The following is a 24,086-nucleotide window of genomic DNA, read 5'->3' as shown; positions in this document are numbered from 1 at the left end:
CCACCTTATTATAACAACATTAATTACTAAAACAAATAAAGTATGCTATTCGGACACGGTGATGACTTTTACAATTCGCAGAATGAAGTGAAGATAAACTTCAGTTCTAACGTATGGCACGGTGCTAACCTTGATAAACTCAAGGAACATCTTAATGAACAGTTCAGTAAACTGACACGTTATCCGGAGCCGGATGCTGCATCACTGAAAAGACTGCTTGCCCGCCGGTATGAAATAAAAGAAGAAAATGTAGTGGTGACAAACGGTTCGATCACTGCCTTCTATCTGATCGCCCAGGCATGGAAAGGGGCTAAATCCACCATTGCCGTACCTTCATTCTCGGAATATGAAGATGCTTGCCGCCTGCATGAACATGAAATCAATTTCTTCTCTACCTCCGATGATCTTTCGGAACTTTCTCTGGAAGGACAGGATTTCTGCTGGATATGTAATCCTAACAATCCGGACGGAAAACTGCTTCACCGTTCTGAGCTTCTGAGGTTGATCGCAGCTAACCGCAATACAAAGTTTATCATCGACCAGGCTTACGTCGCCTTTACGACAGAAGACATGTTGAAACCATCCGACGTAAAGAACAACCCGAACCTGATCCTGATCCAGTCTATATCGAAAGCATACAATATTCCAGGATTACGTATCGGCTATCTGGTCGCTTCTCCTGAAATAGCAGCGGAAGTAAACAAATATATCATCCCCTGGTCGGTCAATGCCATCGCACTCGAAGCCAGCAAATACATCCTGATTCATCCGGCTCAGTTCACCCTGCCTATCCGCAAATGGCAACGTGAAACAGCCGAACTGATCTATCAGCTGAATAAATTCGACAATCTGGAAGTGATACCGACGGCCACAACATTCTTCCTTGTCCGCCTGAAAAAAGGGACAGCAGCCGAACTGAAAAAGTATTTATGGGACAATTATGGTATCCTGATCCGCGATGCATCCAACTTCCGCGGACTGGATGAAACGTATATCCGCCTGTCCACCCAGACAACAGTAGAGAATCAGATTCTGATCGATGCGATCCGCGAATGGTTCGCCCAACTATAAGTAAAGAGTTGATTTACAATTTATAATTCAATCCCGGCATATCTATCAGATTGACATGCCGGGAATGTTTTTTCAGTTCTAAACGATTAAGATCGTTATTCCCACCATCTAAAAGACAACCTTCCTGGTATTAAATGTAAAAGTCCGTACATCTTTACAGGTAATGCATGCTTTTCTTTTTCGTAAAGTACACAATACACATATGTAACCCATGCCTTACAAAAATAAAACAGAGACCTTACTTATATCAAAGTCATAAGAAAAACGGTTAAAAGTCATATGCTTAACGATTAATATACAGGATAAAATTGCTTAATCCTCAATACCCGGCACCAAACTGTATACAACAAATAAAACAACAAGAAAAAGAGAACGATCTATAATATCCTTTATAGAAACTTTTATCTTTGTAAAGAATTACCAGTATCGTCTTGAGTTTGAACACTCCGGTCGATAAGAGATCCGAATTATACACATTAATATTAATATAAAAATATCGATTCTATGAATCTTTGCAACCGACTTTTACGACAACTGACTATATGCCTTTTTTGTCTTTTTACAGTCATTAATTTACAGGCACAGATCAGCGAGGGAGGCCTGCCGCCTAGTTTCCAGTTCAAATCAAACTTGCGAAGTACAGAGCAAGCCATACAAATCCCGGTAAATTTCAGTGTCGAAGACCTAAAAGCTGTCGATGCATGGCATGTTAGCCAAGGTGCTCCGCTGTGTATTGCCAAAGTAATCGACACCGACTTCAACATAGCGAACGACGGAGACTGGATCACCTTACCTGATGGTCAGCAAGTATGGCAGTTACATCTGCAGGCGAAAGATGCAATTGCCCTGATCTTCTATTATTCCGACTTCTACATTCCGGAAGGAGGCAAATTGTATATTTACAATGCAAACAAAACCCAGGTATTGGGAGCCTATACTAACCGTACACATCCTCAGAACGGAGCTTTTGCAACCGAACTTATCGCAGGTGATGAAGCTGTACTGGAATATGTACCCGCCCCCTCTGGAAAAGAAGTGCTTCTGCGAATCGACAAGGTAGGATACGGATACAACCACTTATCCATTGAAGTCCCCGGTGCCGGTCAGTCAGGTCCTTGCCAGGTTAACATCAATTGCGAAGAGGGAGACAGCTGGCAACTCCAAAAGAAAGGAATCATTCAGATGATACAATTGATAGACGATGCCACCTATATCTGCTCTGCTTCTTTGATAAATAACACAGCGAAAGATAAAAAGCCTTATGTATTAAGTGCCTTCCACTGCTCACAGAATATGTCTGGAACAAAGGAGGCTACCGACGAAGAGCTGAATCAATGGTTGTTTTATTTTCACGAAGAACACTCGGGTTGCGATAACGAATCACCGATCCTTCCGATCAAAACCATGGTCGGTTGTACCCGAAAAGTAGCTATCCCTGTCGAATACGGTTCAGATGGCCTGCTCCTGTTATTGAATCAGAATATACCGGACGATTACGATGTGTTTTTCAATGGATGGGATCGTATAAACAAACCTTCTCTCTCCGGAGTCGGAATTCACCATCCGGCAGGCGATTATATGAAGATATCCACTTACGGTAAATATCCCACAGAATCAGCAACCTGGAAGAATAGAGACACATGGCAAACAGGAGCGAAAAACGCTCATTGGAATGTCATCTACGATGCAACCCCCAACGGACACGGAGTAACCGAAGGCGGTTCTTCCGGTTCACCGCTGTTCAACAGTAATGGATTAATCATCGGGACATTGAGCGGAGGTAACTCCAGTTGCGAAGACCCCGAAGGCATAAACCTATATGGCAAATTATCCTTCCACTGGAATAAATACAGCGAAAACAATACAGGCCGGATGGATCTCTGGCTTGACCCATTGCAAACGGGAGTAACCACGCTGTATGGAATGACGCAAACGGGGGAAACGATAGGAAGTAACTATAAAGGCCCCGCCGATCTGACATATCAGGAAACAGACAACAGAGATATTTTATTGAAATGGTCGGCTCCCTTATACGATCAGTTAGCAGGATGGGGTACGTCAAGCCGTTACAATCAATACGGATTACGAGGGGAACCTTTCTATTTCGCACAAAAATGGGATACGAGCGACTTGTCCCCCGTGCATAAGAAAACGATTACACACGTCTGCATCTATCCGGTATCGAATGTGACATACGGTATATATATCAAGCAAGGAAATCGTATCTATGAAGAAGATGTCATCGAATCCGATCCTGACAAATTCAATTCGGTCAAACTCAAAACTCCCTTTGTAATCGATTCTAATCAGGAGCTACTGGTAGCCATCCATGTGAAAGAATATGGCAATGACGTTTATCCGGCTTTCGTTGATGAGGGACCGGCAATAGATGGAAAAGGAAATATTTATTCGTTAGACGGAAAAGAATGGAAAACTTTCGCAAAGGAGGAGTTAAATGCCAATACACTCCTGGCCATTAACATTTCATCTCAAGATGGTGAATTAACTTCAAACTATACGGCAACCGGTATGCGACGCATACCGGTTACTCCAGCCGAACCCTCGGAGACACGTCGGTTGTCAGTCAAAAGATCAAATGTTGTTTCTGATTTGCCCGAAAGTTCCCTGATCACAGCTTTCCCTGAATTGACGGAATATAAGGTGTATCAGGATCAATCTCCACTAGCGACACTGCCGGGCTCACAAACACAATATACGGTCAAAAACAGAATCTCCGACGTATCGCTGTTTCAGGTATCGGCCCTCTATGGAAAAGAGGAAAGTCTTCCCGTCAGTGCCCGAATAGAAACAAGCGTCAGCAACGAACTGACACCGGTTAAAGAGGAAATAGATATTCACCCTCGTGTATTCAGCGAAGAAGTTCAGATACAAAATCACCAGCAGGTAAAGGTGTTGGAAGTTTATTCTTCAGATGGCAAACTGGTACGGAAAATACAACATCCGAACAACACTCTGAACACCAGCAGCCTATCCACTGGTGTTTATATCTTCAGGCTTTCTACTGAGGAAGGGACAAAGACCATACAAGGTATAAAGCACTAAAGGATAAATCTGCATATACATAAAAAGCCTCTCTGATAATTCTACCAGGGAGGCTTTCAAATATATATCAAATCTATTTCTTACTTTTTGTAAGTCTTATAGCCATAGACAGCCAGGTTGCCCAATTCTTCTTCAATGCGAAGCAGCTGGTTATACTTAGCCATACGGTCTGAGCGGCTCAACGAACCGGTCTTGATCTGTCCTGAATTAGTAGCAACAGCGATGTCGGCAATCGTAGCATCTTCCGTTTCTCCTGAACGGTGTGAAGTTACAGAAGTATATCCGTTACGGTGAGCCATCTCGATAGCATCCAGTGTTTCGGTCAATGTACCGATCTGGTTTACTTTGATCAGGATAGAGTTGGCACAACCTTCTTCAATACCTTTTTTGAGGAATTCTACGTTTGTAACAAACAAGTCATCACCCACCAGCTGAATACGGTCACCCAAAGCCTTGGTTAACTTCTTCCAACCTTCCCAGTCGTTTTCATCCATACCGTCTTCGATCGAGTCGATCGGATATTTATTTACTAATTCGGTCAGATATAATACTTGTTCGGCAGCTGTACGCTTTGCACCATTCGGACCTTCAAATTTGGTATAATCGTAAGTTCCTTTCTTATCATAGAACTCAGACGAAGCACAGTCCATAGCAATAGTTACATCCTTACCCGGCTCGTATCCGGCAGCCTTAATTGCAGCCATAATAGAACCCAGTGCATCCTCTGTTCCGTTAAGAGCCGGAGCAAAACCTCCTTCATCACCAACAGCAGTACTCAGACCACGATCGTGTAAGACTTTCTTCAATGCGTGGAATACTTCGGCTCCCATACGCAAACCTTCACGGAAACTCTTCGCGCCTACCGGGCGGATCATAAATTCCTGAAATGCAATCGGAGCATCGGAGTGCGAGCCTCCATTGATAATATTCATCATCGGAACAGGCAGCACATAAGCATTCGTTCCGCCGATATAACGGTAAAGCGGTTGGTCCAGATAATTGGCGGCAGCTTTAGCTACGGCAAGCGAAACACCCAGCATGGCATTGGCTCCCAGCTTAGACTTCGTCTTTGTTCCGTCCAAAGCGATCAGTTTATGGTCGATCTCACGCTGGTTCAAAGCACTCATACCGATAATTGCAGGCGCAATAATCTTGTTCACATTATCGACGGCTTTCAGAACACCTTTGCCGCTATAACGTTTTTTATCGCCATCACGAAGTTCGATTGCTTCGTTTTCACCGGTTGAAGCACCAGAGGGAACAGCAGCACGGCCAAACGCACCACATTCAAGAAGTACATCTACTTCTACTGTCGGATTTCCACGGGAATCAAGGATTTCTCTACCTATTACTTTTTCAATTTTCATAACCTAAATATTTAGTATTCTATTATTTTTCACTCAGTACAAATATAACAAAGTTTACATGTCGATTGTTGCCAAGTCCTCATAGAGTTTTTCGATGAATAAATAGAATACTTTCTTTTACGATTCAATATTTTATCTAAATTTGCGATAAGAATTAGTTGATATTTTTTCCTAAAAAGTTTCAACCATTTGCATCTGCCAAATGTTTTAACACAAAAGTCCTTTTTTGGTTGGGTTATGAAAAAGATTCTATCCATATTGACACTCCTTATTCTGGTCCTTACCGGCCAGGAGGTTGCGTTCAATGCAGATAGCGGAACGATAGTCCAAGAATGTACCCTGGACGATGACGAAAGTTCCTCTTCTCCGGATATAGAGCTTAAGAAGTTTGAAGTAGGAAAAGTACCCCTCGAGTCTCATGATATAACAACCCGTACTATATCGGCTTCTGACAACTACGAACGACTGTTCAAATTATCGAACAACAATAAAAACCTTCTCCTCCTACATCTGAAAGGTCAAGCTATACAATATAAAGTATCAGAGACTTTATCTACTATTCAAACCATAAACTACTCTTCGCTTCGTAAATGTGGAAATCTTTGGATCTACGTTTTACGAAAACTCGTTATTTGATATTATAGATTAAACAACTGTAATCGATGGTTATGCCTTTTTTGTAAGGTATGATCCGAATGCACATTCCCTTATTTGTGCACTCAGACTATTATTTTCTGTTTATTATCTCCAATATAATATCAAAATTATGAAAACAAATAAATCTGTTATATTAAAAACATCCAACGGCGTATCAGCCGGTATCGTTATTATCGTTTGCTTTATCCTGGCTGTATGTTTCTTTGAATTCGTCCTGGGTAATCCATCTAACTTCATGGATAATAATCCTGACAACCATCCGCTTCCCGGAAATTATGCAGGTACGATCTATAAAGGGGGTTATATAGTTCCTGTTGTAATCACTCTTCTATTGACTGTTATTACATTAAGTGTAGAACGTTTCATCGCTATCAGTCGCTCCAAAGGGAAAAAAGGATTGATGGGGTTCGTGCAGACCATAAAGAAAGACCTGGAAGAAGGTAATCTGGATGCCGCAAAAGCAGCCTGTAAAGAACAGCAAGGCTCCGTTGCCAATGTCGTTAACGCAGCTCTGACACGCTATGCGGATGTAGAACAAAGAGCAGACCAGACAAAAGAACAAAAGATGGTCATCATTCAAAAAGAGATTGAAGAAAGTACGGCGCTGGAATTACCGACTATGGAACAGAACCTGCCTGTCATCGCTACGATCTCAACGTTAGGTACCTTGTTTGGGTTGCTGGGAACCGTATTAGGTATGATCCGTTCGTTCGCCGCTTTGGCTAATGCAGGTGCTCCCGACTCCGTTGCTTTGTCTACTGGTATCTCTGAAGCGCTGGTTAATACGGCTTTAGGTATCGCCACCGGTGCCATGGCCATCATCTCATACAACTATTTCACCAGTAAAATAGATAATATTACCTATGCTATTGACGAGATAGGCTTCTCTATCGTACAGACATTCGCCGCTAAACACTGAAGCATATGCCTAAGATCATAGTAAAACGCAAAAGTACATTCATTGACATGACGGCAATGAGTGACGTAACGGTATTGCTGCTTACTTTCTTTATGCTGACATCTACCTTTATTCAGAAAGAACCGGTTATGGTAACGACACCGGGGTCTGTTTCCGAAATCAAAATACCGGAAACAAATATTCTTTCAATCCTGGTAGACCCGGACGGGAAAGTATTTATGAGCCTGGATAAACAGGAAGATAAGGCAAATGTATTGAAGATGCTGGGAAAAGATTATGGTATAAACTTTACCGACAAAGAAATATATGAATTCAGTCTGCTTCCTTCCTTCGGTGTTCCTATCCAGAATATGCAGGAGTTTCTGAATCTCCCGGGATCCGAACAAGACCGGTTAATAGTCAACTACGGAATCCCGGCCGACAGTACCAACAACCAGTTTAAAGCGTGGGTTCAACATGCCCGCGAAGTAAACCGTGACCTGGTGATTGCCATTAAAGCCGATCAACAGACTCCTTATCCGAAGATTAAGAACATTATGAACACATTGCAGGACTTGAGGGAAAACAGGTATAACCTGATCACTACTCTCAAAAATGTACCTGACAATGCCTAAACAACAAACGTTATGGCAGAAGTAAATACAGATAAAGGAAAAGGCGACGGCAAGAAAGGTAAACAGAAAAAGGTGAATATCCGTGTGGACTTTACTCCGATGGTGGATATGAACATGTTGCTGATTACTTTCTTCATGCTCTGTACTTCGCTCAGCAAACCGCAGACCATGGAGATCAGTATGCCGTCGAAAGACCATGTGACGGAAGCCGAACAGACGAAAGTAAAAGCCTCCAAAGCCATCACTCTTATACTGGGTGAAGACAGCAAGGTGTATTACTATTTCGGCGAACCGGATTACGAACATGTTGAATCGCTGCAGACGACCGACTTCTCTTCCACCGGATTACGTAACATTCTTTTGGAACGTAACGCCTATGCCGTACAGAAGATCACGGAACTGAAAGTAAAAAAGCTGAATAAAGAAATCTCCGAAGATGAGTTCAAAAAGCAAGCCGCAGAAATAAAAGGAGGTAAAGACGCACCGGTCGTACTGATCAAAGCTACCGACGATGCTTCTTACAAAGACCTGGTGGATGCACTCGACGAAATGCAGATTTGCAACATAGGTAAATATGCGATTGTCGATATCACTGACGGAGACAAATTCCTGGTTGATAATCTAAAAAGCGGGGGCGAACTTTCCAAGGAGATCGCCCAGGCGAATAAAAAATGACGATCATGATTAATATTAATAATATAAATCTAAACTCACCGGAATGGACCAATTTGATCTTCAAAGGAAAGAATAAAGAATACGGAGCTTATGAGCTACGCAAAAATTCTTCCCGCAGACATATTCGTGCCCTGATCGCCGTTACCATCGGAGCAATCCTGGTAATGACCATTCCGGCTTTAATCAAATCTGTCATCCCGCAACATACCAAAGAGCAGGTACTGGAAGTTACAACACTTTCTAACCTGCAGATGGAAACGAAGGTGCCGGAAGAAAATCAAATTCGTAATATCGAGGCCCCTCCTCCTCCCGTACTGAAAAGTACAATCAAATTTACTCCGCCTGTCATCAAAGCGGACAAAGATGTAAGGGATGAAGAGGAGATCAAAACACAGGAAGAGCTGACCACATCCAAGTTGGCTATCTCTGTTGCCGATGTAAAAGGTTCTGACAGTGAAGACGCAATCGACATCGCCGACCTGAAAGATAACAAAGAAGTGATCGAGGAGGAAACGACTCCTTACGTAGCTGTAGAACAGATGCCACAATTCCCCGGTGGGAACGAAGCACTGTTGAAATACATCAGTACTCATTTAAAGTATCCGGTAATTGCTGCTGAAAATGGTATCGAAGGAACAGTCACACTCCGTTTTGTTGTCAGTCCGACAGGCGAAGTCACCAAGGTGGAGATCCTAAGACAGTTAGATCCATCCTGCGACAAAGAGGCGATACGTGTTATCAAGTCTCTTCCGCAATGGGTCCCGGGAAAACAAAATGGTAAACCTGTACCGGTCTATTTCACTGTCCCGGTACGCTTCAGATTGCAATAAGATGGAGGTAAAGTGTATAAATATGAGGCTTGTTTGGGGTATATCCATGATTGTGATATACCTCGGCATGTCTTTTCTTCTAATCTTCACGAACTTGTTTAACGAGAATATGTCATTCTATATGCGGATGATATTTGGTGTCTTATTCTTTTGTTACACAATATTCAGAGGATATAGGCTGGTAAAAGACAATAAACGATGAGAAATCTATTGTATATAATAATATGTATAGCGGTGTTAGCTTCATGCAACAGCAAAAATAGTAATTCGCCGGACGATACTCCTACGAGCGGTGTAATAGCAATTGCCTCCGACGGTTGCTTTACTCCGATCATAGGAGAAGAGATCGCCGTGTTTGAAAGTCTTTATAAAGAGGCTGGTATAGTTCCCTACTTCTCCGGTGAAACAGAAACGATCAACCGCTTATTACATGACAGTACACGGTTGGCAATCGCTTCACGACCGCTAACCCAGGAAGAGACTGAATATATGAACGGCAGAAAGCTATTTCCCAAAAGTATTCATATCGCAACCGATGCTATCGCTTTAATCACAAACAGACAAAATACAGACTCTCTGATCGGCATTCCGGTATTAAAAGATATACTGACAGGCAAGATCAAGGATTGGGAAGAGTTTACTACGGATAATAAGTCTGGAAAAATAGAAGTGGTATTCGACAATCCGAATTCCGGAACTGTTCGTTATGCTATTGATTCAATCTGTGGCGGAGAACCGTTGAATGGTAATCTTCATGCGATGAAAGATAACCGGCAGGTAATGGATTATGTATCTAAAACTCCGGGAGCACTGGGTATCATTGGAGTAAACTGGATCAGTAACCCACTGGATTCAACATGTATGAGTTTTCTGGACGATATAAAAGTGATGGCAGTCAGTCGATACAGAAAAGCGACCGTTACCAATAGCTTTAAACCGTATCAGGCATACATAGCCCTAAAGGAATATCCGATGACAAGGTCCGTTTACCTGATCCTGTCAGAACCGCGTATGGGACTGGCTTCCGGTTTTACCACCTTTATCACCAGCGACCGGGGACAACGGATCATTCTCAAATCCGGAATTCTTCCGGCTACACAAACTGTCCGGCTGGTCAATGTCAGAGATCAATTATAAACCCTATAAACATCAATCATTATGATAAAGAATTTATATATACTCATATTAAGCCTGATAGCGATAGCTATTCACGCAGATAACCAACAAGGAATTGCCTATTATAAAGCCGGTGAACCAACGATTGCAAGCCAGCTTTTCAATAAACAGTTAAACGGTTCTCCCGCAGAACAGGCAGAAGCGCTCTATTACCTGGGAGAAATAGCCTTCGACGCCGGAAAAACAGCCGATGCCCTTACAAACTATCAAAAAGGTTGGACTGTTTCTTCCGATTACGCTTATAATAAGGTGGGAGAAGGGAAAGTATTACTAAAAACAGACAAGGCGGCAGCCCAAAAAGCATTTGATACAGCAACCAAAGTTGATAAGAAAAATGTATCGGTTTATGTAGCCATTGCCAGAGCTTATTCAACTTATGGAATGAATTCAGAAGCAAAGACTGCCCTCGATAATGCCAAAAAGTATAACATCAATGATCCGGCTATTTACATATATGAAGGCGATATGTTAATCTGTGAAGATAAACCGGGAGATGCTGCCGGCAGATATGAACAAGCGATTCACTTCGATCCCTCCTGCAAAGAAGCTTATCTCAAATACGCAAATGTTTACCAGGGCGTTCAGCCGGCATTATCCATAGAAATGCTCCAAAAAGTAATTACAAACTATCCGGATTATCTTCCCGCCTATAATCAACTTGGCAATATTTATTCATTACAGGGAACATACTCCAAAGCGGTAGCTGCATATAAAACATATATGGCAGGAGGTCTTTACTCTATTGACAATCTGATTCATTACGCATCTGCTCTGTTCTTCAACAAGCAATATGCAGAAGCAAGTCAGGTGATTAATGAAGGGCAGGCAATCGATCCCAATAATTTCCTGTTAAAACGTCTATGCATTTATAATAACTATGAAACAAAAGCATATGAAAAAGGACTTGAAGAAATCAATACATTTTTCAATGATCCGGATGCTAAATACATATGGCAGGATTACTTATACTACGGTCGCTTACTCAACAAAGCCAAGCAGTACGATAAAGCGGCAGAAGCATTGCTAAAAGCAATAAAAGAAAACTCGGCTCACACAGAAGTGTACAAAGACCTTGCTGAAGTATACAGTAATAGTGAAAAAGATTCTGAGGCGATTAATGCCTATACACAGTATATAGAGTCATTAGGTAAAGAATCGGAAGCGGCCGATTATTATCAACTGGGTAAATATTATTATTCAGCAGCGACCAAAGACAGCTTGGAAGCCTATAATTATTTAACAAAAGCCGATAGCCTGTTTGCTATAGTAAAAGAACGTGTACCAGATAGTCATCTGGGAAGTTTATGGCAAGCGCGAACACAATCTCAACTGGATCCGGAAACAGAGCAGGGATTAGCTAAACCCTATTATGAGACCTGTATTTCTATGCTGGAAAAAAATAAAGACAAATATCGTAATGAATTGACGGAATGTTACCGCTATCTAGCTTATTATTACTATCTTAAACAAGATATGGAGAGTTCCAAATCATACTGGAATAAGATACTGGCAATTGATCCTTCTAATGCTACAGCACAGGAAGCATTGGAAAATATTAAATAAGATATTTAATATCCATACAAAACAAAGACAGCCGTCATAAAAATGACGGCTGTCTTTGTTTTATATAACTTACAGAAATTATTCTGCAGCCTTTTCTTCTGTTGCTTCTGTTGCAGGAGCTTCAGCAACCGGAGCAGCTGTTTCAGCAGCTGTAGATTTTTTACGAGAACGTCTTGTTTTCGTAGTTTTCTTAGTTGCATTATCCTTCAACATGTTTTCGTTGTAATCAACTAACTCAATGAAGCACATTGCAGCGTTATCACCTAAACGGTTACCAGTCTTAATGATTCTGGTATAACCACCCGGACGATCGCCGATCTTCTGAGCTACTTCTTTGAAAAGTTCTGTTACAGCGTTTTTATCCTGTAAAGTACTAAATACTACACGTCTTGAGTGAGTTGTATCCTCTTTACATTTTGTGATCAGAGGTTCAACAAACTTACGAAGTGCTTTCGCTTTTGCTGTTGTCGTAAAGATTCTCTTATGCTTGATCAAAGAAGAAGCCATATTAGACAGCATTGCTTCACGGTGAGTATTTGTACGACCTAAATGATTAAATTTCTTATTATGTCTCATCGCTTTACTTACTCTTTATCTAATTTATATTTCGTGATATCCATACCGAATGAAAGGTTCAGGCTTTCAAGCAGTTCATCAAGTTCAGTGAGCGACTTCTTACCGAAGTTACGGAATTTCAACAAGTCATTCTTGTTAAATTTAACCAGTTCACCCAATGTTTCAACATCTGCAGCTTTCAAGCAATTCAAAGCACGAACGGAAAGGTCCATATCTGCTAGCTTGCTCTTAAGCAACTGGCGCATGTGAAGAACTTCTTCATCGAATTCTTCATTGCCGTCAGTATCCACTGTCTCGATCGCAATCTTTTCATCTGAGAACAACATAAAATGATGAATCAGAATCTTAGCAGCTTCTTTCAACGCTTCCTTCGGATGAATAGAACCATCTGTGGCTATTTCAAGAACCAACTTTTCGTAGTCCGTCTTTTGCTCAACACGGAAGTTCTCGATTAAATACTTAACGTTACGTATAGGAGTGAAAATAGAGTCAATAGCAATAACGTGAACGTCTGCATTCGGATCTCTGTTTTCGTCAGCGGGTACATATCCGCGTCCTTTATTTATCGTTAATTCAATCTGGAAACTAGCGTTCGGATCCAAACGGCAAATAACCAGATCAGGATTCAATACTTCGAATCCGGTCAGTTGTTTACCTATATCACCGGCTTTGAACACTTCGGAACCCGAAACAGTAATACTTACTTTTTCATTCTCTATGTCGTCTACAATATGCTTGAACCGTACCTGTTTCAAGTTCAAGATAATGTTTGTTACATCCTCAATAACACCGGGGATTGTACCAAATTCATGGTCAACCCCTTCGATCTTAATGGATGTAATAGCAAAACCTTCAAGCGACGACAGGAGAATACGGCGCAGAGCATTACCTATAGTAATACCATAGCCGGGTTCCAACGGACGAAATTCAAACTTTCCGAAGAAATTGTCCGCTTCCAACATTAATACTTTATCGGGTTTTTGAAATGCTAATATCGCCATGGAAATCAATTATTATTTAGAATACAATTCTACGATCAACTGCTCTTTAATGTTTTCAGGAATGTCAGTTCTTTCCGGCAGATGCAGTAATTTTCCGCTTAAAGAAGACTGATCCCACTCAATCCAAGGATATTTGCTGTGATTGAATCCTGATAATGCATCAGCAATCACTTCCATAGACTTAGATCTCTCTCTAACACCAACGATCTGACCGGCTTTCAAAGAGTAAGAAGGAATATTTACAACCTTACCATCAACTGTAATGTGACGGTGAGAAACCAACTGACGGGCTGCTGCTCTTGTAGGAGCCATACCCAAACGGAAAACTACATTGTCCAGACGGCCTTCCAGTAACTGAAGCAGAACTTCACCGGTAATACCTTTTGAACGCTGTGCTTTTTCAAACAGGTTTCTAAATTGTTTTTCTAATACACCATAAGTGTATTTTGCTTTTTGCTTCTCGCGAAGCTGAATTCCGTATTCAGAAGTTTTTCTTTTTCTGGCGTTACCATGCTGTCCGGGAGGATAATTCTTTTTAGAAAGAACTTTATCCGGTCCGAATATAGCCTCACCAAACTTACGGGCAATTCTTGTTTTTGGTCCAGTATATCTTGCCATTTTTTTATTGTTTTAATTTTTCTGTCTGAATCTGGAACCGTGCAGCCGCGATTACAGAGAGGATAAGGTCTTTGTGCAATCTATTCACAATTCCGGATTCAATGTTCAAGAAACTATAGTTAATTATACTCTTCTCTTTTTCGGAGGACGACAACCATTGTGAGGCAGCGGAGTAACGTCAACGATTTCAGTTACTTCAATACCGGCACCGTGGATAGTTCTGATAGCAGACTCACGTCCGTTACCCGGTCCTTTTACGAATACTTTTACTTTTCTCAAACCAAGATCATAAGCTACCTTAGCACAATCTTGTGCTGCCATCTGAGCGGCATACGGAGTGTTCTTTTTAGAACTTCTGAATCCCATCTTACCTGCAGAAGACCAACTAATAACCTGACCTTCGCTATTGGCAAGAGACACAATAATGTTATTGAAAGAAGAATGAATATGAGCTTGACCGTAAGCGTCTACTTTTACGTTTCTCTTCTTTGCTGCGACTGTTTTTTTTGCCATATCAACTCTTATTATTTAGTAGCTTTTTTCTTATTTGCAACAGTTTTCTTCTTACCCTTACGAGTACGAGCATTGTTCTTTGTGCTCTGACCTCTCAATGGTAAACCAATACGGTGACGAACACCTCTGTAGCATCCGATATCCATCAGACGCTTGATGTTTAGCTGAACTTCAGAACGAAGATCACCTTCTACCTTGTACTCAGCGCCAATGACTTCACGTACTTTTGCGGCCTGATCATCTGTCCAGTCTTTCACTTTGATATCACGATCAACGCCTGCTTTCTCTAAAATAGATTTTGAAGCACTCCGACCGATACCATAGATATAAGTCAAAGCGATTTCTCCTCTTTTATTTTGTGGCAAGTCTACACCAACTATTCTTATAGCCATATTACTTACTTAATTATTTTGCAAAAATAATAAATTATCCCTGACGTTGTTTATACTTAGGGTTTTTCTTGTTAATTACATATAAGCGACCCTTTCTTCTTACAATCTTACATTCAGGGGTACGCTTCTTTAAAGATGCTCTTACTTTCATATCTAGTTATTTTTATTTATATCTAAAAGCAATTCTACCTTTTGATAAATCATACGGAGACATTTCCACTCTCACCTTATCACCAGGAAGAATTTTAATATAATGCATACGCATTTTTCCTGATATGTGAGCTGTAATTTCATGTCCGTTCTCCAATTCTACACGAAACATTGCATTCGACAATGCTTCTACAATAACTCCATCTTGTTCAATAGCTGCTTGTTTAGCCATATAAATCAATTTAAATTGCGTTACTTCCTAGGACTTCTTCTAAAAATTCAAATGAAGACAAAATCTGAGGACCGTCAGGTCTGATCGCTATACAATGTTCAAAATGAGCAGAGCACTTTCTGTCCTTTGTACGCACTGTCCAACCGTCCTTTTCAAAAACGATATTCTTACTTCCCATATTGATCATAGGTTCAATGCAGATACACATTCCACTACGCAATAAAGGTCCGCAGCCATATCGTCCATAATTGGGTACTTCAGGTTCTTCATGCATCTTGCGTCCGATACCATGTCCCACCAGTTCCCTTACAACAGAGTAACCTTTCGACTCACAGTATGTCTGCACAGCATGACTTACATCCCCAACACGTTTTCCTTCCACAGCCTGTTGAATTCCCTGATAAAGAGATTCTTTTGTTGTTTTCAACAATTTCTTTACTTCCGGAGCAACTTCACCTACACAAAATGTATAAGCAGAATCACCAACAAAACCATTCAATATCGTTCCACAATCGACAGATATTACATCACCTTCCTTTAAAACTGCTTTTGAGGAAGGAATACCATGTACTACCTGTTCGTTGACAGAAGCACATATTGAGTTAGGAAAACCACCATACCCTAAAAAGGCTGGAACAGCTCCATTATCCCTAATGAATTCTTCAGCAATCTTATCGAGTTGAAGAGTTGTCACCCCGGGAGCAATATGTTTTGCCAATTCTCCCAGTGTCCGACCGACCAATTGATTGGCCGAACGCATCAACTCGATTTCTTCATCTGTTTTTAAATAGATCATTCTACTAATAAGCGGCAACTGAGCCTGTACGACCCTTAATTCTTCCTGACTTCAACAAACCGTCATAATGACGCATCAACAAATGACTTTCTACTTGCTGTAATGTATCCAACACTACACCAACCAAAATCAACAAAGATGTTCCTCCAAAGAACTGTGAGAACTCCATACTAACACCGGCGATTCTAGCAAAAGCAGGCATAATAGCTACCAATGCCAGGAAGAATGCACCCGGAAGAGTAATGCGGTCCATGATTGTATCCAGATAGTCTTTGGTACTTTTTCCCGGTTTAACACCCGGAATAAATCCATTGTTTCTCTTCAAATCATCAGCCATCTGCGTCGGATTGATCGTGATAGCTGTATAGAAATAAGTAAAGAGGATAATCAATACTGCAAAGACGAAGTTATACCAGAAACCGGTATTATCCATAAATGCAGCCCAAAAACCACTCTGATCACCAGTACTGGAGAATCCTACAATAGAAATAGGAATAAACATAATTGCCTGAGCAAAGATGATAGGCATTACGTTTGCAGCATTCACCTTCAAAGGAATATACTGACGAGCACCACCATACTGTTTATTACCTATGATTCTCTTAGCATACTGTACGGGTACTTTACGAGTTCCCTGAACCAATAAAATAGCACCGGCAATAACAAGTAAAAGAAACAGCATTTCAAACAAGAACATAACCAGACCACCAGTTTTTTCACTTGTTCTTGAAATAAATTCCTGGAACAATGAATGTGGCAGACGGGCTATGATACCAATCAAAATGATAAATGAAATACCATTTCCAACACCTTTATCTGTAATTCTTTCACCTAGCCATAAGATAAACATACTTCCTGCAGCCAGAATAATAGTAGAAGAAACGGTGAACAGGATACCCGGAGGTAATGCTGCTCCAGCGGCTTTAAGCTGAACGCTTAAGTTCACCAGATAAGTAGGTCCCTGGAATAACAGGATAGCTACTGTCAAATAGCGAGTCCACTGATTGATCTTTCTACGACCACTCTCTCCTTCTCTCTGCAATTTCTGGAAAGAAGGAACTGCAATGGCTAACAACTGCATAACAATTGAAGCGGAAATATAGGGCATAATACCCAATGCAAAAATAGAAGCATTAGAAAATGCACCACCTGAAAACATATCCAACAGTGCAAGCAATCCGCCTCTTGTCTGCGCCTGTAAAGCGGTTAACGCTTGAGGATCAATACCAGGAAGCACTACATACGTTCCGAAGCGATATATAGCCACCAATAAAAGAGTGGTGAGGATCCGATTTCTCAGATCCTCAATCTTCCAGATATTTTTTATTGTTTCAACTGCTCTCATGACTTAGAGTTTAACAACAGTTCCACCTGCGGCCTGGATAGCTGCTTCTGCACTCTTAGAGAAAGCGTGAGCTTCAACTTCTAATTTAGCAGTAAGGCTACCATTACCAAGAATTTTAACCAGTTGAGATGCAGAAATAAAACCAGCTTCGATCAATTCATCAACACCAATCTTAGTTATGTTCTGAGATTCAGCCATTAACTGTAATGTTGCGATATTGATAGCTTTATATTCCACACGGTTAATATTCTTGAAACCAAATTTAGGCAAACGTCTCTGAATTGGCATCTGACCACCTTCAAATCCGATCTTTCTTGAATAACCAGATCTAGACTTTGCTCCTTTATGACCTCTTGTTGAAGTACCTCCTAATCCTGAACCCGGACCACGGCCGATTCTTTTTCTGGTCTTAGTAGATCCTTCAGCAGGTTTTAAATTTGATAAGTTCATATCTTATAATTTATTTTTTCAACCAATTATTACTTTTCTACTGAAACCAAATGTTTCACTTTCTCAACCATGCCCAAGATAGCCGGAGTAGCTTCATGTTCTACTACACGGTTCAATTTTGTCAGGCCCAGTGCATCAAGTGTTCTTTTTTGGTCTTTCGGGCATTTAATTCTACTCTTAACTTGTTTAATTTTAATAGTTGCCATAATTTTTCCTCCCTAATTAACCTCTAAACACTTTTTCAACAGCAATACCCCTGTTCTGAGCAACAGTAAACGGACTTCTCAATTCACCCAAAGCAGCAATAGTAGCTTTTACTAAGTTGTGAGGGTTTGAAGATCCTTTTGATTTTGCCAAAACGTCAGTAATACCAACACTTTCTAATACAGCACGCATAGCACCACCGGCTTTTACTCCGGTACCGTGAGATGCCGGTCTGATCAATACCTGTGCGCCACCGAATTTAGCAAGCTGTTCGTGAGGAATAGTACCTTTGTGAACAGGAACCTTGATCAAATTCTTTTTAGCAGCTTCTACACCTTTAGCGATAGCTGTCGTTACTTCACCGGCTTTACCTAAGCCCCAACCGATGATACCATCTTCGTTTCCTACTACTACAATAGCAGCAAAACTAAAAGTACGTCCACCTTTTGTTACTTTAGTTACGCGGTTGATTGCAACCAATCTGTCCTTCAACTCTAAGTCGTTGGTCGATTTAACTCTATTATTAACTCCTGCCATCTTCATTAAAATTTAAGGCCGCCGTTACGTGCAGCATCTGCTAATTCTTTAATTCTCCCATGATACAGGTAACCGTTACGGTCAAAAACTACAGCCTTTACACCAGCTTCCTGAGCGCTTTTAGCGATCAATCCACCAACCTGGGCAGCGATTTCTTTTTTAGGAGCCTTAACATCTAATTTCAAAGATGAAGCAGCAGCCAAAGTTTTACCTGTAGTATCATCTATAACCTGTGCATAGATCTGCTTGTTGCTTCTAAACACAGTAAGGCGCGGACATTCAGGAGTTCCTGAAACTTTGCCACGTATACCTCGTTTTATTTTTAATCTTCTTTCTTCCTTCGTTGTCATGATAATTTCAGTTTACGTAGATTACTTACCTGCTGATTTACCAGACTTTCTGCGAATTTCTTCACCCACGAACTTAATACCCTTACCTTTATACGGTTCCGGCATTCTGAATGAACGAATCTTTGCACAAATCTGACCTATTAATTGTTTATCAGCTGATTCAAGGATAATAAGAGGATTCTTATTTCTCTCAGTCTTCGTTTCAACTTTCACTTCTTTCGGTAACTGCAAATAAATATTGTGAGTATAACCTAAAGAAAGATCCAGTAACTGTCCTGTGTTAGACACACGATAACCAACACCCACCAGTTCCAGTTCTTTTTTGTATCCTTCAGATACACCGATCACCATATTGTTGATCAAAGAACGATATAAACCATGTAATGCGCGATGGTTCTTGTCGTCTGTCGGTCTTGTTAAATGAATAACTCCATCTTCCAGAGTTACATTAATATCAGGATTAACAGCCTGAGTCATTTCGCCCTTAGGACCTTTTACAGTCACTACGCTATCCTTAATCGTAACCGTTACACCGGCTGGCACATGAATTGGTAATTTTCCTATTCTTGACATTCTTCTTTCCTCCTAATTAATAAACATAACATAATACTTCACCACCGATTTTAAGATCGCGGGCTTCTTTGTCAGTCATCACACCCTTAGAAGTAGAAAGAACGGCAATACCTAAACCATTCAATACTCTCGGCATTTCTTTGTAACCAGTGTACTTACGCAAACCTGGAGTAGAAACTCTCTGAAGCTTCTTGATTGCATTCACTTTGTTTACCAGGTCATACTTCAGGGCAATCTTAATTGTACCCTGAGGACCATCTTCTACAAACTTAAAATTAAGAATGTAACCCTTTTCGAAGAGGATCTTAGTGATCTCTTTCTTTAAATTTGACGCCGGCACTTCAACAACTCTGTGCTTCGCTTTGATTGCGTTACGCAATCTTGTCAAATAATCTGCAATAGGATCTGTCATATATAAATGAATTAAATTGATCCGGCCACCCGGACAATATTTAAATAAAAAAACTTACCAACTTGCTTTCTTTACACCCGGGATTAAACCATTGGATGCCATTTCACGGAATTGAATACGTGAAATGCCGAACTGGCGTACATACCCTTTTGGACGTCCTGTGATCTTGCAACGATTGTGCAAACGTACAGGAGAAGCATTTTTAGGTAAAGCCTGCAGAGCTTCATAGTCGCCGGCAGCCTTCAGTTCAGCTCTTTTAGCTGCATATTTAGCCACAAGCTTTGCTCTTTTAACCTCGCGGGCTTTCATTGATTCCTTAGCCATAACTTAGTCTTTTTTTGCATTTTTAAAAGGCAACCCAAATTCTCTCAACAGAGCATACCCTTCTTCATCTGTTTTCGCAGAGGTCACAAAGGTAATATTCATTCCTAATATTTTAGTAATATTATCGATATTTATTTCAGGAAAAATGATTTGTTCCTGAATACCCATGGTATAATTACCTCTACCATCTAACTTACTTTCAATACCTTTGAAGTCACGAATACGCGGAAGAGCGATACGAACTAATCTTTCCAAAAATTCGTACATCTGCTCACGACGCAATGTTACCATCACACCAATCGGCATTTTTTTACGCAACTTAAAGTTTGAGATATCCTTTTTAGAAACTGTTGCAACAGCTTTCTGACCTGTAATTGTAGACAATTCGCTGATTGCGATATCGATGATCTTCTTATCAGCAGCAGCCATACCTAATCCCTGATTGATAACAATCTTTTTCAGTACGGGAACCTGCATTACCGACTTATATCCGAACTCTTTCGTCAAAGCAGGAACAATTCTGTCCTGATATTCTTTTTTAAGACTGGCAGTATTGCTCATTACTTAATTTCCTCCCCTGATTTTTTAGAATAACGAACTAAAGCACCTTCAGCATTTTCTTTACGTCCGATACGTGTCGGTTTTCCAGTTTTCGGGTCAACCACGTTCAGGTTTGAAAGATGAATAGGAGCTTCTTTCTTTTCAATTCCTCCTTGCGGATTCTTTGCATTAGGCTTAGTATGCTTTGATACCATGTTAACACCTTCAACAATAGCACGGTTCTCGTCTACGAGTACCTGTAAAACACGACCTGTTTTACCTTTGTCTTCGCCGGTATTAACAAAAACTATATCGCCTTTTTTGATATGTAATTTACTCATTACCTTAAATTTTACGAATTAAAGTACTTCAGGTGCAAGTGAAACAATTTTCATATTTGTTGCACGAAGTTCTCTGGCAACCGGACCAAAGATACGGCTTCCACGAATATCACCACCGGCATTCAACAATACGCAAGCGTTATCATCGAAACGGATGTATGAACCATCCGGGCGACGGATTTCTTTTTTAGTGCGAACAATGATAGCCTTAGAAACAGCACCCTTCTTCACATCACTTGATGGGATTACACTCTTAATTGCAACTACAATTACATCCCCAACAGAAGCGTAACGTTTTCTTGTACCGCCTAATACACGTATACACAAACATTCTTTTGCGCCACTGTTATCTGCTACTACTAGTCTAGATTCTTGTTGTATCATGTTACTTAGCTCTTTCGATTATTTGAACAAGTCTCCATCTCTTTGTTTTGCTCAAAGGACGAGTTTCCATAATTTTTACGGTATCACCGATATTGCACTCGTTCTTTTCGTCGTGAGCATGATATTTCTTCGTTTTGTTAACGAACTTACCATAAATGGGGTGTTTTTCCTTCCATTTAATAGCAACAGTGATGCTTTTATCCATCTTGTTGCTAGTAACCACGCCCGTTCTTTCTTTTCTTAAATTTCTAGTTTCCATCAGGCTCAATTATTTGTTGTTAAGTTCTCTCTGGCGCAATTCTGTTTTCATGCGCGCAATCATCCTGCGTTGTTGTTTAATCAGTGCAGGGTTGTCTGTCGGAGAGATAGTGTGGTTAATAACCTTCTGATCGTAGGCAGCAACCTCAGCATCTACTCTTTCAAGCAATTCTTTTGTGCTTAATTCTCTAATTTCTGCAATCTTCATAACAATTACACATTTTGATTTAGCATGTCATAATCACGTCTCACAACAAATTTCGTTGTTACAGGAAGCTTCTGAGCCGCTAAGCGCAATGCTTCTTTTGCAACATCAAAGGGAACACCTTCGATTTCGAAAATAAGACGACCTGGAGTAACAGGCGCAACAAATCCTTCCGGGTTACCTTTACCTTTACCCATACGTACTTCGGCCGGTTTCTTTGTAATAGGTTTATCCGGGAAAATCCGAACCCAAACCTGACCTTGACGTTGCATATAACGAGTTACCGCGATACGGGCAGCTTCAATCTGGCGACCGGTAATCCATTTATTCTCTAACGCTTTTATACCAAACGAACCGAATGCCAGCTGGTTGCCACGTTGAGCTTCACCCTTCATGCGGCCTTTCTGCTGTCTTCTGAACTTGGTTTTCTTTGGTTGTAACATCTCTTCTTAATTCTAACGTTTAACGATTAGCTTTTTTTCTCTTGAAGTTCTTATCTCCTCTGTTGCCACCGGCATTCTCATTTCTGCGGCCTGAATCTTTAGAAGCAGTGAATGAAGGAGCAAGATCTCTCTTACCATAAATTTCACCACGACAGATCCATACCTTGATACCCAGCAAGCCAACTTTCGTCAACGCTTCAGCCAAAGCGTAATCGATATCTGCTCTCAGAGTGTGTAACGGAGTTCTTCCTTCTTTGTACATTTCAGAACGGGCCATTTCAGCGCCATTCAAACGACCAGATACTTGCACTTTAATACCTTCGGCACCCATTCTCATGGTAGAGGCGATAGCCATCTTGATAGCGCGACGGTAAGCAATTTTTCCTTCAAGCTGACGTGCAATATTGTTTGCTACAATAACTGCGTCTAATTCGGGTCTTTTTACCTCAAAGATGTTGATCTGAACTTCTTTGTCGGTAATCTTTTTCAACTCTTCTTTCAATTTATCAACTTCCTGACCACCTTTACCGATGATAATGCCCGGACGTGATGTGCAAACTGTTATTGTGATCAACTTAAGCGTACGTTCAATAACGATACGAGATACACTAGCTTTAGCAAGACGAGCATTCAAGTATTTACGGATCTTGCTATCTTCCAGCAAAGTATCTCCGTAATTTTTGCCGCCATACCAATTGGAATCCCAACCACGGATGATTCCTAAACGATTACTAACCGGATTAACTTTTTGTCCCATCTACAATTAATTTTGACTATCGTTTTTACTAAGTGTATCAACAAACAAGGTTACATGGTTCGAACGTTTACGAATTCTGTATCCTCTACCCTGGGGAGCCGGACGCATTCTCTTCAATGTAGTAGCGCAATCTACGCTGATTGAAGAAACAAACAACTCACCAGTTTCTGCTTTACGTTCATTTTTCTGCTCCCAATTGGCAATTGCTGAACGAAGCAATTTTTCTACTCTTGCTGCAGCTTCCTTGTTAGAAAACTTCAAAACACCAAGCGCACGGAATACTTCCATACCGCGGATCATGTCTACAACGAGACGCATCTTACGCGGAGAAGTAGGTACGTTACGCAACTTTGCGAAGTACATGGTCTTTTGGGCTTCTTTTCTTGCTTCAGCTGATATTCTTTTTCTAGCACCCATTTTTATTGATTCTTTTTATTTTCAGATTCCTGAATTCCTGTTACTACCGATAATTATTTTTTCTTGTTACCGGCGTGTCCACGGAACGTACGAGTAGGAGAAAACTCTCCCAGCTTGTGACCTACCATATTCTCGGTTACAAAAACAGGAATAAATTTATTTCCATTGTGAACTGCAATAGTATGGCCTACGAAATCAGGCGAGATCATTGAAGCTCTTGCCCATGTCTTAACTACAGCTTTCTTTCCTGACTCATTCATAGTCAAGACTTTCTTTTCCAGCTTTACGTTAATATACGGGCCTTTTTTTAGTGAACGACTCATAGTTTACTTA

The 24,086-nt window shown here is 40.8% G+C and carries 35 protein-coding genes; 9 read left to right on the top strand and 26 right to left on the bottom strand.

The genetic code is table 11. From position 1 onward, the window contains the following. Positions 1 to 42 precede the first annotated feature (42 nt). Positions 43 to 1,071: an aminotransferase class I/II-fold pyridoxal phosphate-dependent enzyme gene (locus DWW23_RS24865; protein ID WP_122357155.1), complete on the top strand. Its 1,029-nt coding sequence runs from the start codon at positions 43 to 45 to the stop codon at positions 1,069 to 1,071. Between the two features lie 504 nt (positions 1,072 to 1,575). Next, complete coding sequence (locus DWW23_RS24860) at positions 1,576 to 4,134, top strand: T9SS type A sorting domain-containing protein (RefSeq protein ID WP_122357154.1); 2,559 nt, start codon at positions 1,576 to 1,578, stop codon at positions 4,132 to 4,134. Positions 4,135 to 4,214: 80 nt separating this feature from the next. Here the strand turns inward: DWW23_RS24860 and eno are convergent, their stop codons facing one another. Further along, positions 4,215 to 5,501 (bottom strand): phosphopyruvate hydratase, encoded by a 1,287-nt coding sequence (eno, locus tag DWW23_RS24855; RefSeq protein WP_122357153.1) that lies wholly within the window; start codon positions 5,499 to 5,501, stop codon positions 4,215 to 4,217. Positions 5,502 to 5,738: 237 nt separating this feature from the next. Between eno and DWW23_RS24850 the strand changes: the two genes are divergently transcribed. From DWW23_RS24850 to DWW23_RS24815, 7 genes are all read left to right on the top strand, one after another. Beyond that, positions 5,739 to 6,137 (top strand): hypothetical protein, encoded by a 399-nt coding sequence (locus DWW23_RS24850; protein ID WP_122357181.1) that lies wholly within the window; start codon positions 5,739 to 5,741, stop codon positions 6,135 to 6,137. Positions 6,138 to 6,267: 130 nt separating this feature from the next. Then, a complete protein-coding gene (locus DWW23_RS24845; protein WP_122357152.1) occupies positions 6,268 to 7,077 on the top strand; it encodes a MotA/TolQ/ExbB proton channel family protein in 810 nt (269 codons plus the stop codon). Positions 7,078 to 7,082: 5 nt separating this feature from the next. Beyond that, positions 7,083 to 7,691 (top strand): biopolymer transporter ExbD, encoded by a 609-nt coding sequence (locus DWW23_RS24840; protein ID WP_075558828.1) that lies wholly within the window; start codon positions 7,083 to 7,085, stop codon positions 7,689 to 7,691. A 12-nt stretch (positions 7,692 to 7,703) separates the two neighbouring features. Then, complete coding sequence (locus tag DWW23_RS24835) at positions 7,704 to 8,366, top strand: biopolymer transporter ExbD (protein WP_122357151.1); 663 nt, start codon at positions 7,704 to 7,706, stop codon at positions 8,364 to 8,366. A 14-nt stretch (positions 8,367 to 8,380) separates the two neighbouring features. Beyond that, positions 8,381 to 9,196 carry an energy transducer TonB gene (locus DWW23_RS24830; RefSeq protein ID WP_187576765.1) on the top strand — a complete coding sequence of 272 codons (816 nt, stop codon included), beginning with the start codon at positions 8,381 to 8,383 and terminating at the stop codon, positions 9,194 to 9,196. A gap of 198 nt (positions 9,197 to 9,394) precedes the next feature. Further along, a complete protein-coding gene (locus DWW23_RS24820) occupies positions 9,395 to 10,333 on the top strand; it encodes a PstS family phosphate ABC transporter substrate-binding protein (protein WP_122357149.1) in 939 nt (312 codons plus the stop codon). 21 nt (positions 10,334 to 10,354) lie between these two features. Further along, positions 10,355 to 11,935, top strand: coding sequence for a lipopolysaccharide assembly protein LapB (locus DWW23_RS24815; protein ID WP_122357148.1), 1,581 nt, complete (start codon positions 10,355 to 10,357; stop codon positions 11,933 to 11,935). Between the two features lie 78 nt (positions 11,936 to 12,013). Here DWW23_RS24815 and rplQ read toward each other — a convergent pair whose 3' ends face one another. The 25 genes from rplQ to rpsS form a co-directional block, all read right to left on the bottom strand. Continuing rightward, positions 12,014 to 12,511, bottom strand: coding sequence for a 50S ribosomal protein L17 (gene rplQ / locus DWW23_RS24810; RefSeq protein ID WP_122357147.1), 498 nt, complete (start codon positions 12,509 to 12,511; stop codon positions 12,014 to 12,016). An 8-nt stretch (positions 12,512 to 12,519) separates the two neighbouring features. Next, on the bottom strand, positions 12,520 to 13,512 hold the full coding sequence (locus DWW23_RS24805) for a DNA-directed RNA polymerase subunit alpha (RefSeq protein WP_122357146.1): 993 nt from the start codon (positions 13,510 to 13,512) through the stop codon (positions 12,520 to 12,522). Positions 13,513 to 13,524: 12 nt separating this feature from the next. Next, a complete protein-coding gene (gene rpsD, locus DWW23_RS24800) occupies positions 13,525 to 14,130 on the bottom strand; it encodes a 30S ribosomal protein S4 (RefSeq protein ID WP_122357145.1) in 606 nt (201 codons plus the stop codon). A 123-nt stretch (positions 14,131 to 14,253) separates the two neighbouring features. After that, complete coding sequence (rpsK, locus tag DWW23_RS24795) at positions 14,254 to 14,643, bottom strand: 30S ribosomal protein S11 (RefSeq protein WP_005634781.1); 390 nt, start codon at positions 14,641 to 14,643, stop codon at positions 14,254 to 14,256. A gap of 11 nt (positions 14,644 to 14,654) precedes the next feature. Further along, positions 14,655 to 15,035, bottom strand: coding sequence for a 30S ribosomal protein S13 (gene rpsM, locus DWW23_RS24790; RefSeq protein WP_009859527.1), 381 nt, complete (start codon positions 15,033 to 15,035; stop codon positions 14,655 to 14,657). 34 nt (positions 15,036 to 15,069) lie between these two features. After that, positions 15,070 to 15,186, bottom strand: a complete 117-nt coding sequence (ykgO, locus tag DWW23_RS24785; protein ID WP_005645768.1) for a type B 50S ribosomal protein L36 — start codon at positions 15,184 to 15,186, stop codon at positions 15,070 to 15,072. A 12-nt stretch (positions 15,187 to 15,198) separates the two neighbouring features. Then, positions 15,199 to 15,417, bottom strand: a complete 219-nt coding sequence (gene infA / locus DWW23_RS24780; RefSeq protein WP_009318521.1) for a translation initiation factor IF-1 — start codon at positions 15,415 to 15,417, stop codon at positions 15,199 to 15,201. Between the two features lie 10 nt (positions 15,418 to 15,427). After that, complete coding sequence (gene map / locus DWW23_RS24775; RefSeq protein WP_122357144.1) at positions 15,428 to 16,213, bottom strand: type I methionyl aminopeptidase; 786 nt, start codon at positions 16,211 to 16,213, stop codon at positions 15,428 to 15,430. A 4-nt stretch (positions 16,214 to 16,217) separates the two neighbouring features. Further along, positions 16,218 to 17,558 (bottom strand): preprotein translocase subunit SecY, encoded by a 1,341-nt coding sequence (gene secY, locus DWW23_RS24770; protein WP_122357143.1) that lies wholly within the window; start codon positions 17,556 to 17,558, stop codon positions 16,218 to 16,220. Positions 17,559 to 17,561: 3 nt separating this feature from the next. Then, complete coding sequence (gene rplO, locus DWW23_RS24765; protein WP_122357142.1) at positions 17,562 to 18,008, bottom strand: 50S ribosomal protein L15; 447 nt, start codon at positions 18,006 to 18,008, stop codon at positions 17,562 to 17,564. Positions 18,009 to 18,037: 29 nt separating this feature from the next. Next, positions 18,038 to 18,214 carry a 50S ribosomal protein L30 gene (gene rpmD / locus DWW23_RS24760; RefSeq protein ID WP_009859531.1) on the bottom strand — a complete coding sequence of 59 codons (177 nt, stop codon included), beginning with the start codon at positions 18,212 to 18,214 and terminating at the stop codon, positions 18,038 to 18,040. Between the two features lie 16 nt (positions 18,215 to 18,230). Continuing rightward, complete coding sequence (rpsE, locus tag DWW23_RS24755; RefSeq protein WP_122357179.1) at positions 18,231 to 18,749, bottom strand: 30S ribosomal protein S5; 519 nt, start codon at positions 18,747 to 18,749, stop codon at positions 18,231 to 18,233. Positions 18,750 to 18,754: 5 nt separating this feature from the next. Continuing rightward, complete coding sequence (rplR, locus tag DWW23_RS24750) at positions 18,755 to 19,099, bottom strand: 50S ribosomal protein L18 (protein WP_122357141.1); 345 nt, start codon at positions 19,097 to 19,099, stop codon at positions 18,755 to 18,757. A gap of 21 nt (positions 19,100 to 19,120) precedes the next feature. After that, on the bottom strand, positions 19,121 to 19,672 hold the full coding sequence (gene rplF, locus DWW23_RS24745; RefSeq protein WP_122357140.1) for a 50S ribosomal protein L6: 552 nt from the start codon (positions 19,670 to 19,672) through the stop codon (positions 19,121 to 19,123). A gap of 16 nt (positions 19,673 to 19,688) precedes the next feature. Further along, a complete protein-coding gene (rpsH, locus tag DWW23_RS24740) occupies positions 19,689 to 20,084 on the bottom strand; it encodes a 30S ribosomal protein S8 (protein WP_122357139.1) in 396 nt (131 codons plus the stop codon). A 54-nt stretch (positions 20,085 to 20,138) separates the two neighbouring features. Then, positions 20,139 to 20,408: a 30S ribosomal protein S14 gene (gene rpsN / locus DWW23_RS24735; protein WP_009859536.1), complete on the bottom strand. Its 270-nt coding sequence runs from the start codon at positions 20,406 to 20,408 to the stop codon at positions 20,139 to 20,141. Between the two features lie 3 nt (positions 20,409 to 20,411). Beyond that, positions 20,412 to 20,969, bottom strand: a complete 558-nt coding sequence (gene rplE / locus DWW23_RS24730; protein ID WP_010800552.1) for a 50S ribosomal protein L5 — start codon at positions 20,967 to 20,969, stop codon at positions 20,412 to 20,414. Next, the gene (gene rplX, locus DWW23_RS24725; RefSeq protein WP_122357138.1) at positions 20,969 to 21,289 is read right to left on the bottom strand and encodes a 50S ribosomal protein L24; all 321 of its coding nucleotides are present in this window, start codon (positions 21,287 to 21,289) and stop codon (positions 20,969 to 20,971) included. The genes rplE and rplX overlap by 1 nt, the downstream gene beginning before the upstream one ends. Before the next feature lie 18 nt (positions 21,290 to 21,307). Then, positions 21,308 to 21,673, bottom strand: coding sequence for a 50S ribosomal protein L14 (gene rplN, locus DWW23_RS24720; RefSeq protein ID WP_010800553.1), 366 nt, complete (start codon positions 21,671 to 21,673; stop codon positions 21,308 to 21,310). 1 nt (position 21,674) lies between these two features. Beyond that, positions 21,675 to 21,932 (bottom strand): 30S ribosomal protein S17, encoded by a 258-nt coding sequence (gene rpsQ, locus DWW23_RS24715; protein ID WP_009859539.1) that lies wholly within the window; start codon positions 21,930 to 21,932, stop codon positions 21,675 to 21,677. A gap of 9 nt (positions 21,933 to 21,941) precedes the next feature. Next, entirely contained in the window at positions 21,942 to 22,139 is a 198-nt protein-coding gene (rpmC, locus tag DWW23_RS24710; RefSeq protein ID WP_122357137.1) for a 50S ribosomal protein L29, read from the bottom strand. A gap of 5 nt (positions 22,140 to 22,144) precedes the next feature. Further along, positions 22,145 to 22,579 carry a 50S ribosomal protein L16 gene (rplP, locus tag DWW23_RS24705; protein ID WP_122357136.1) on the bottom strand — a complete coding sequence of 145 codons (435 nt, stop codon included), beginning with the start codon at positions 22,577 to 22,579 and terminating at the stop codon, positions 22,145 to 22,147. 19 nt (positions 22,580 to 22,598) lie between these two features. Next, positions 22,599 to 23,336 (bottom strand): 30S ribosomal protein S3, encoded by a 738-nt coding sequence (gene rpsC / locus DWW23_RS24700; protein WP_122357135.1) that lies wholly within the window; start codon positions 23,334 to 23,336, stop codon positions 22,599 to 22,601. 6 nt (positions 23,337 to 23,342) lie between these two features. Continuing rightward, a complete protein-coding gene (gene rplV / locus DWW23_RS24695; protein WP_009859542.1) occupies positions 23,343 to 23,753 on the bottom strand; it encodes a 50S ribosomal protein L22 in 411 nt (136 codons plus the stop codon). A gap of 53 nt (positions 23,754 to 23,806) precedes the next feature. Then, entirely contained in the window at positions 23,807 to 24,076 is a 270-nt protein-coding gene (gene rpsS, locus DWW23_RS24690) for a 30S ribosomal protein S19 (RefSeq protein WP_122357134.1), read from the bottom strand. Between the last annotated feature and the right edge of the window lie 10 nt (positions 24,077 to 24,086).

Source organism: Parabacteroides sp. AF14-59, from assembly GCF_003479515.1.
Lineage (GTDB): Bacteria > Bacteroidota > Bacteroidia > Bacteroidales > Tannerellaceae > Parabacteroides > Parabacteroides faecis.
Note: the sequence above shows the minus strand (reverse complement) of the source record. Positions and strands in the feature narration are given on the sequence as shown.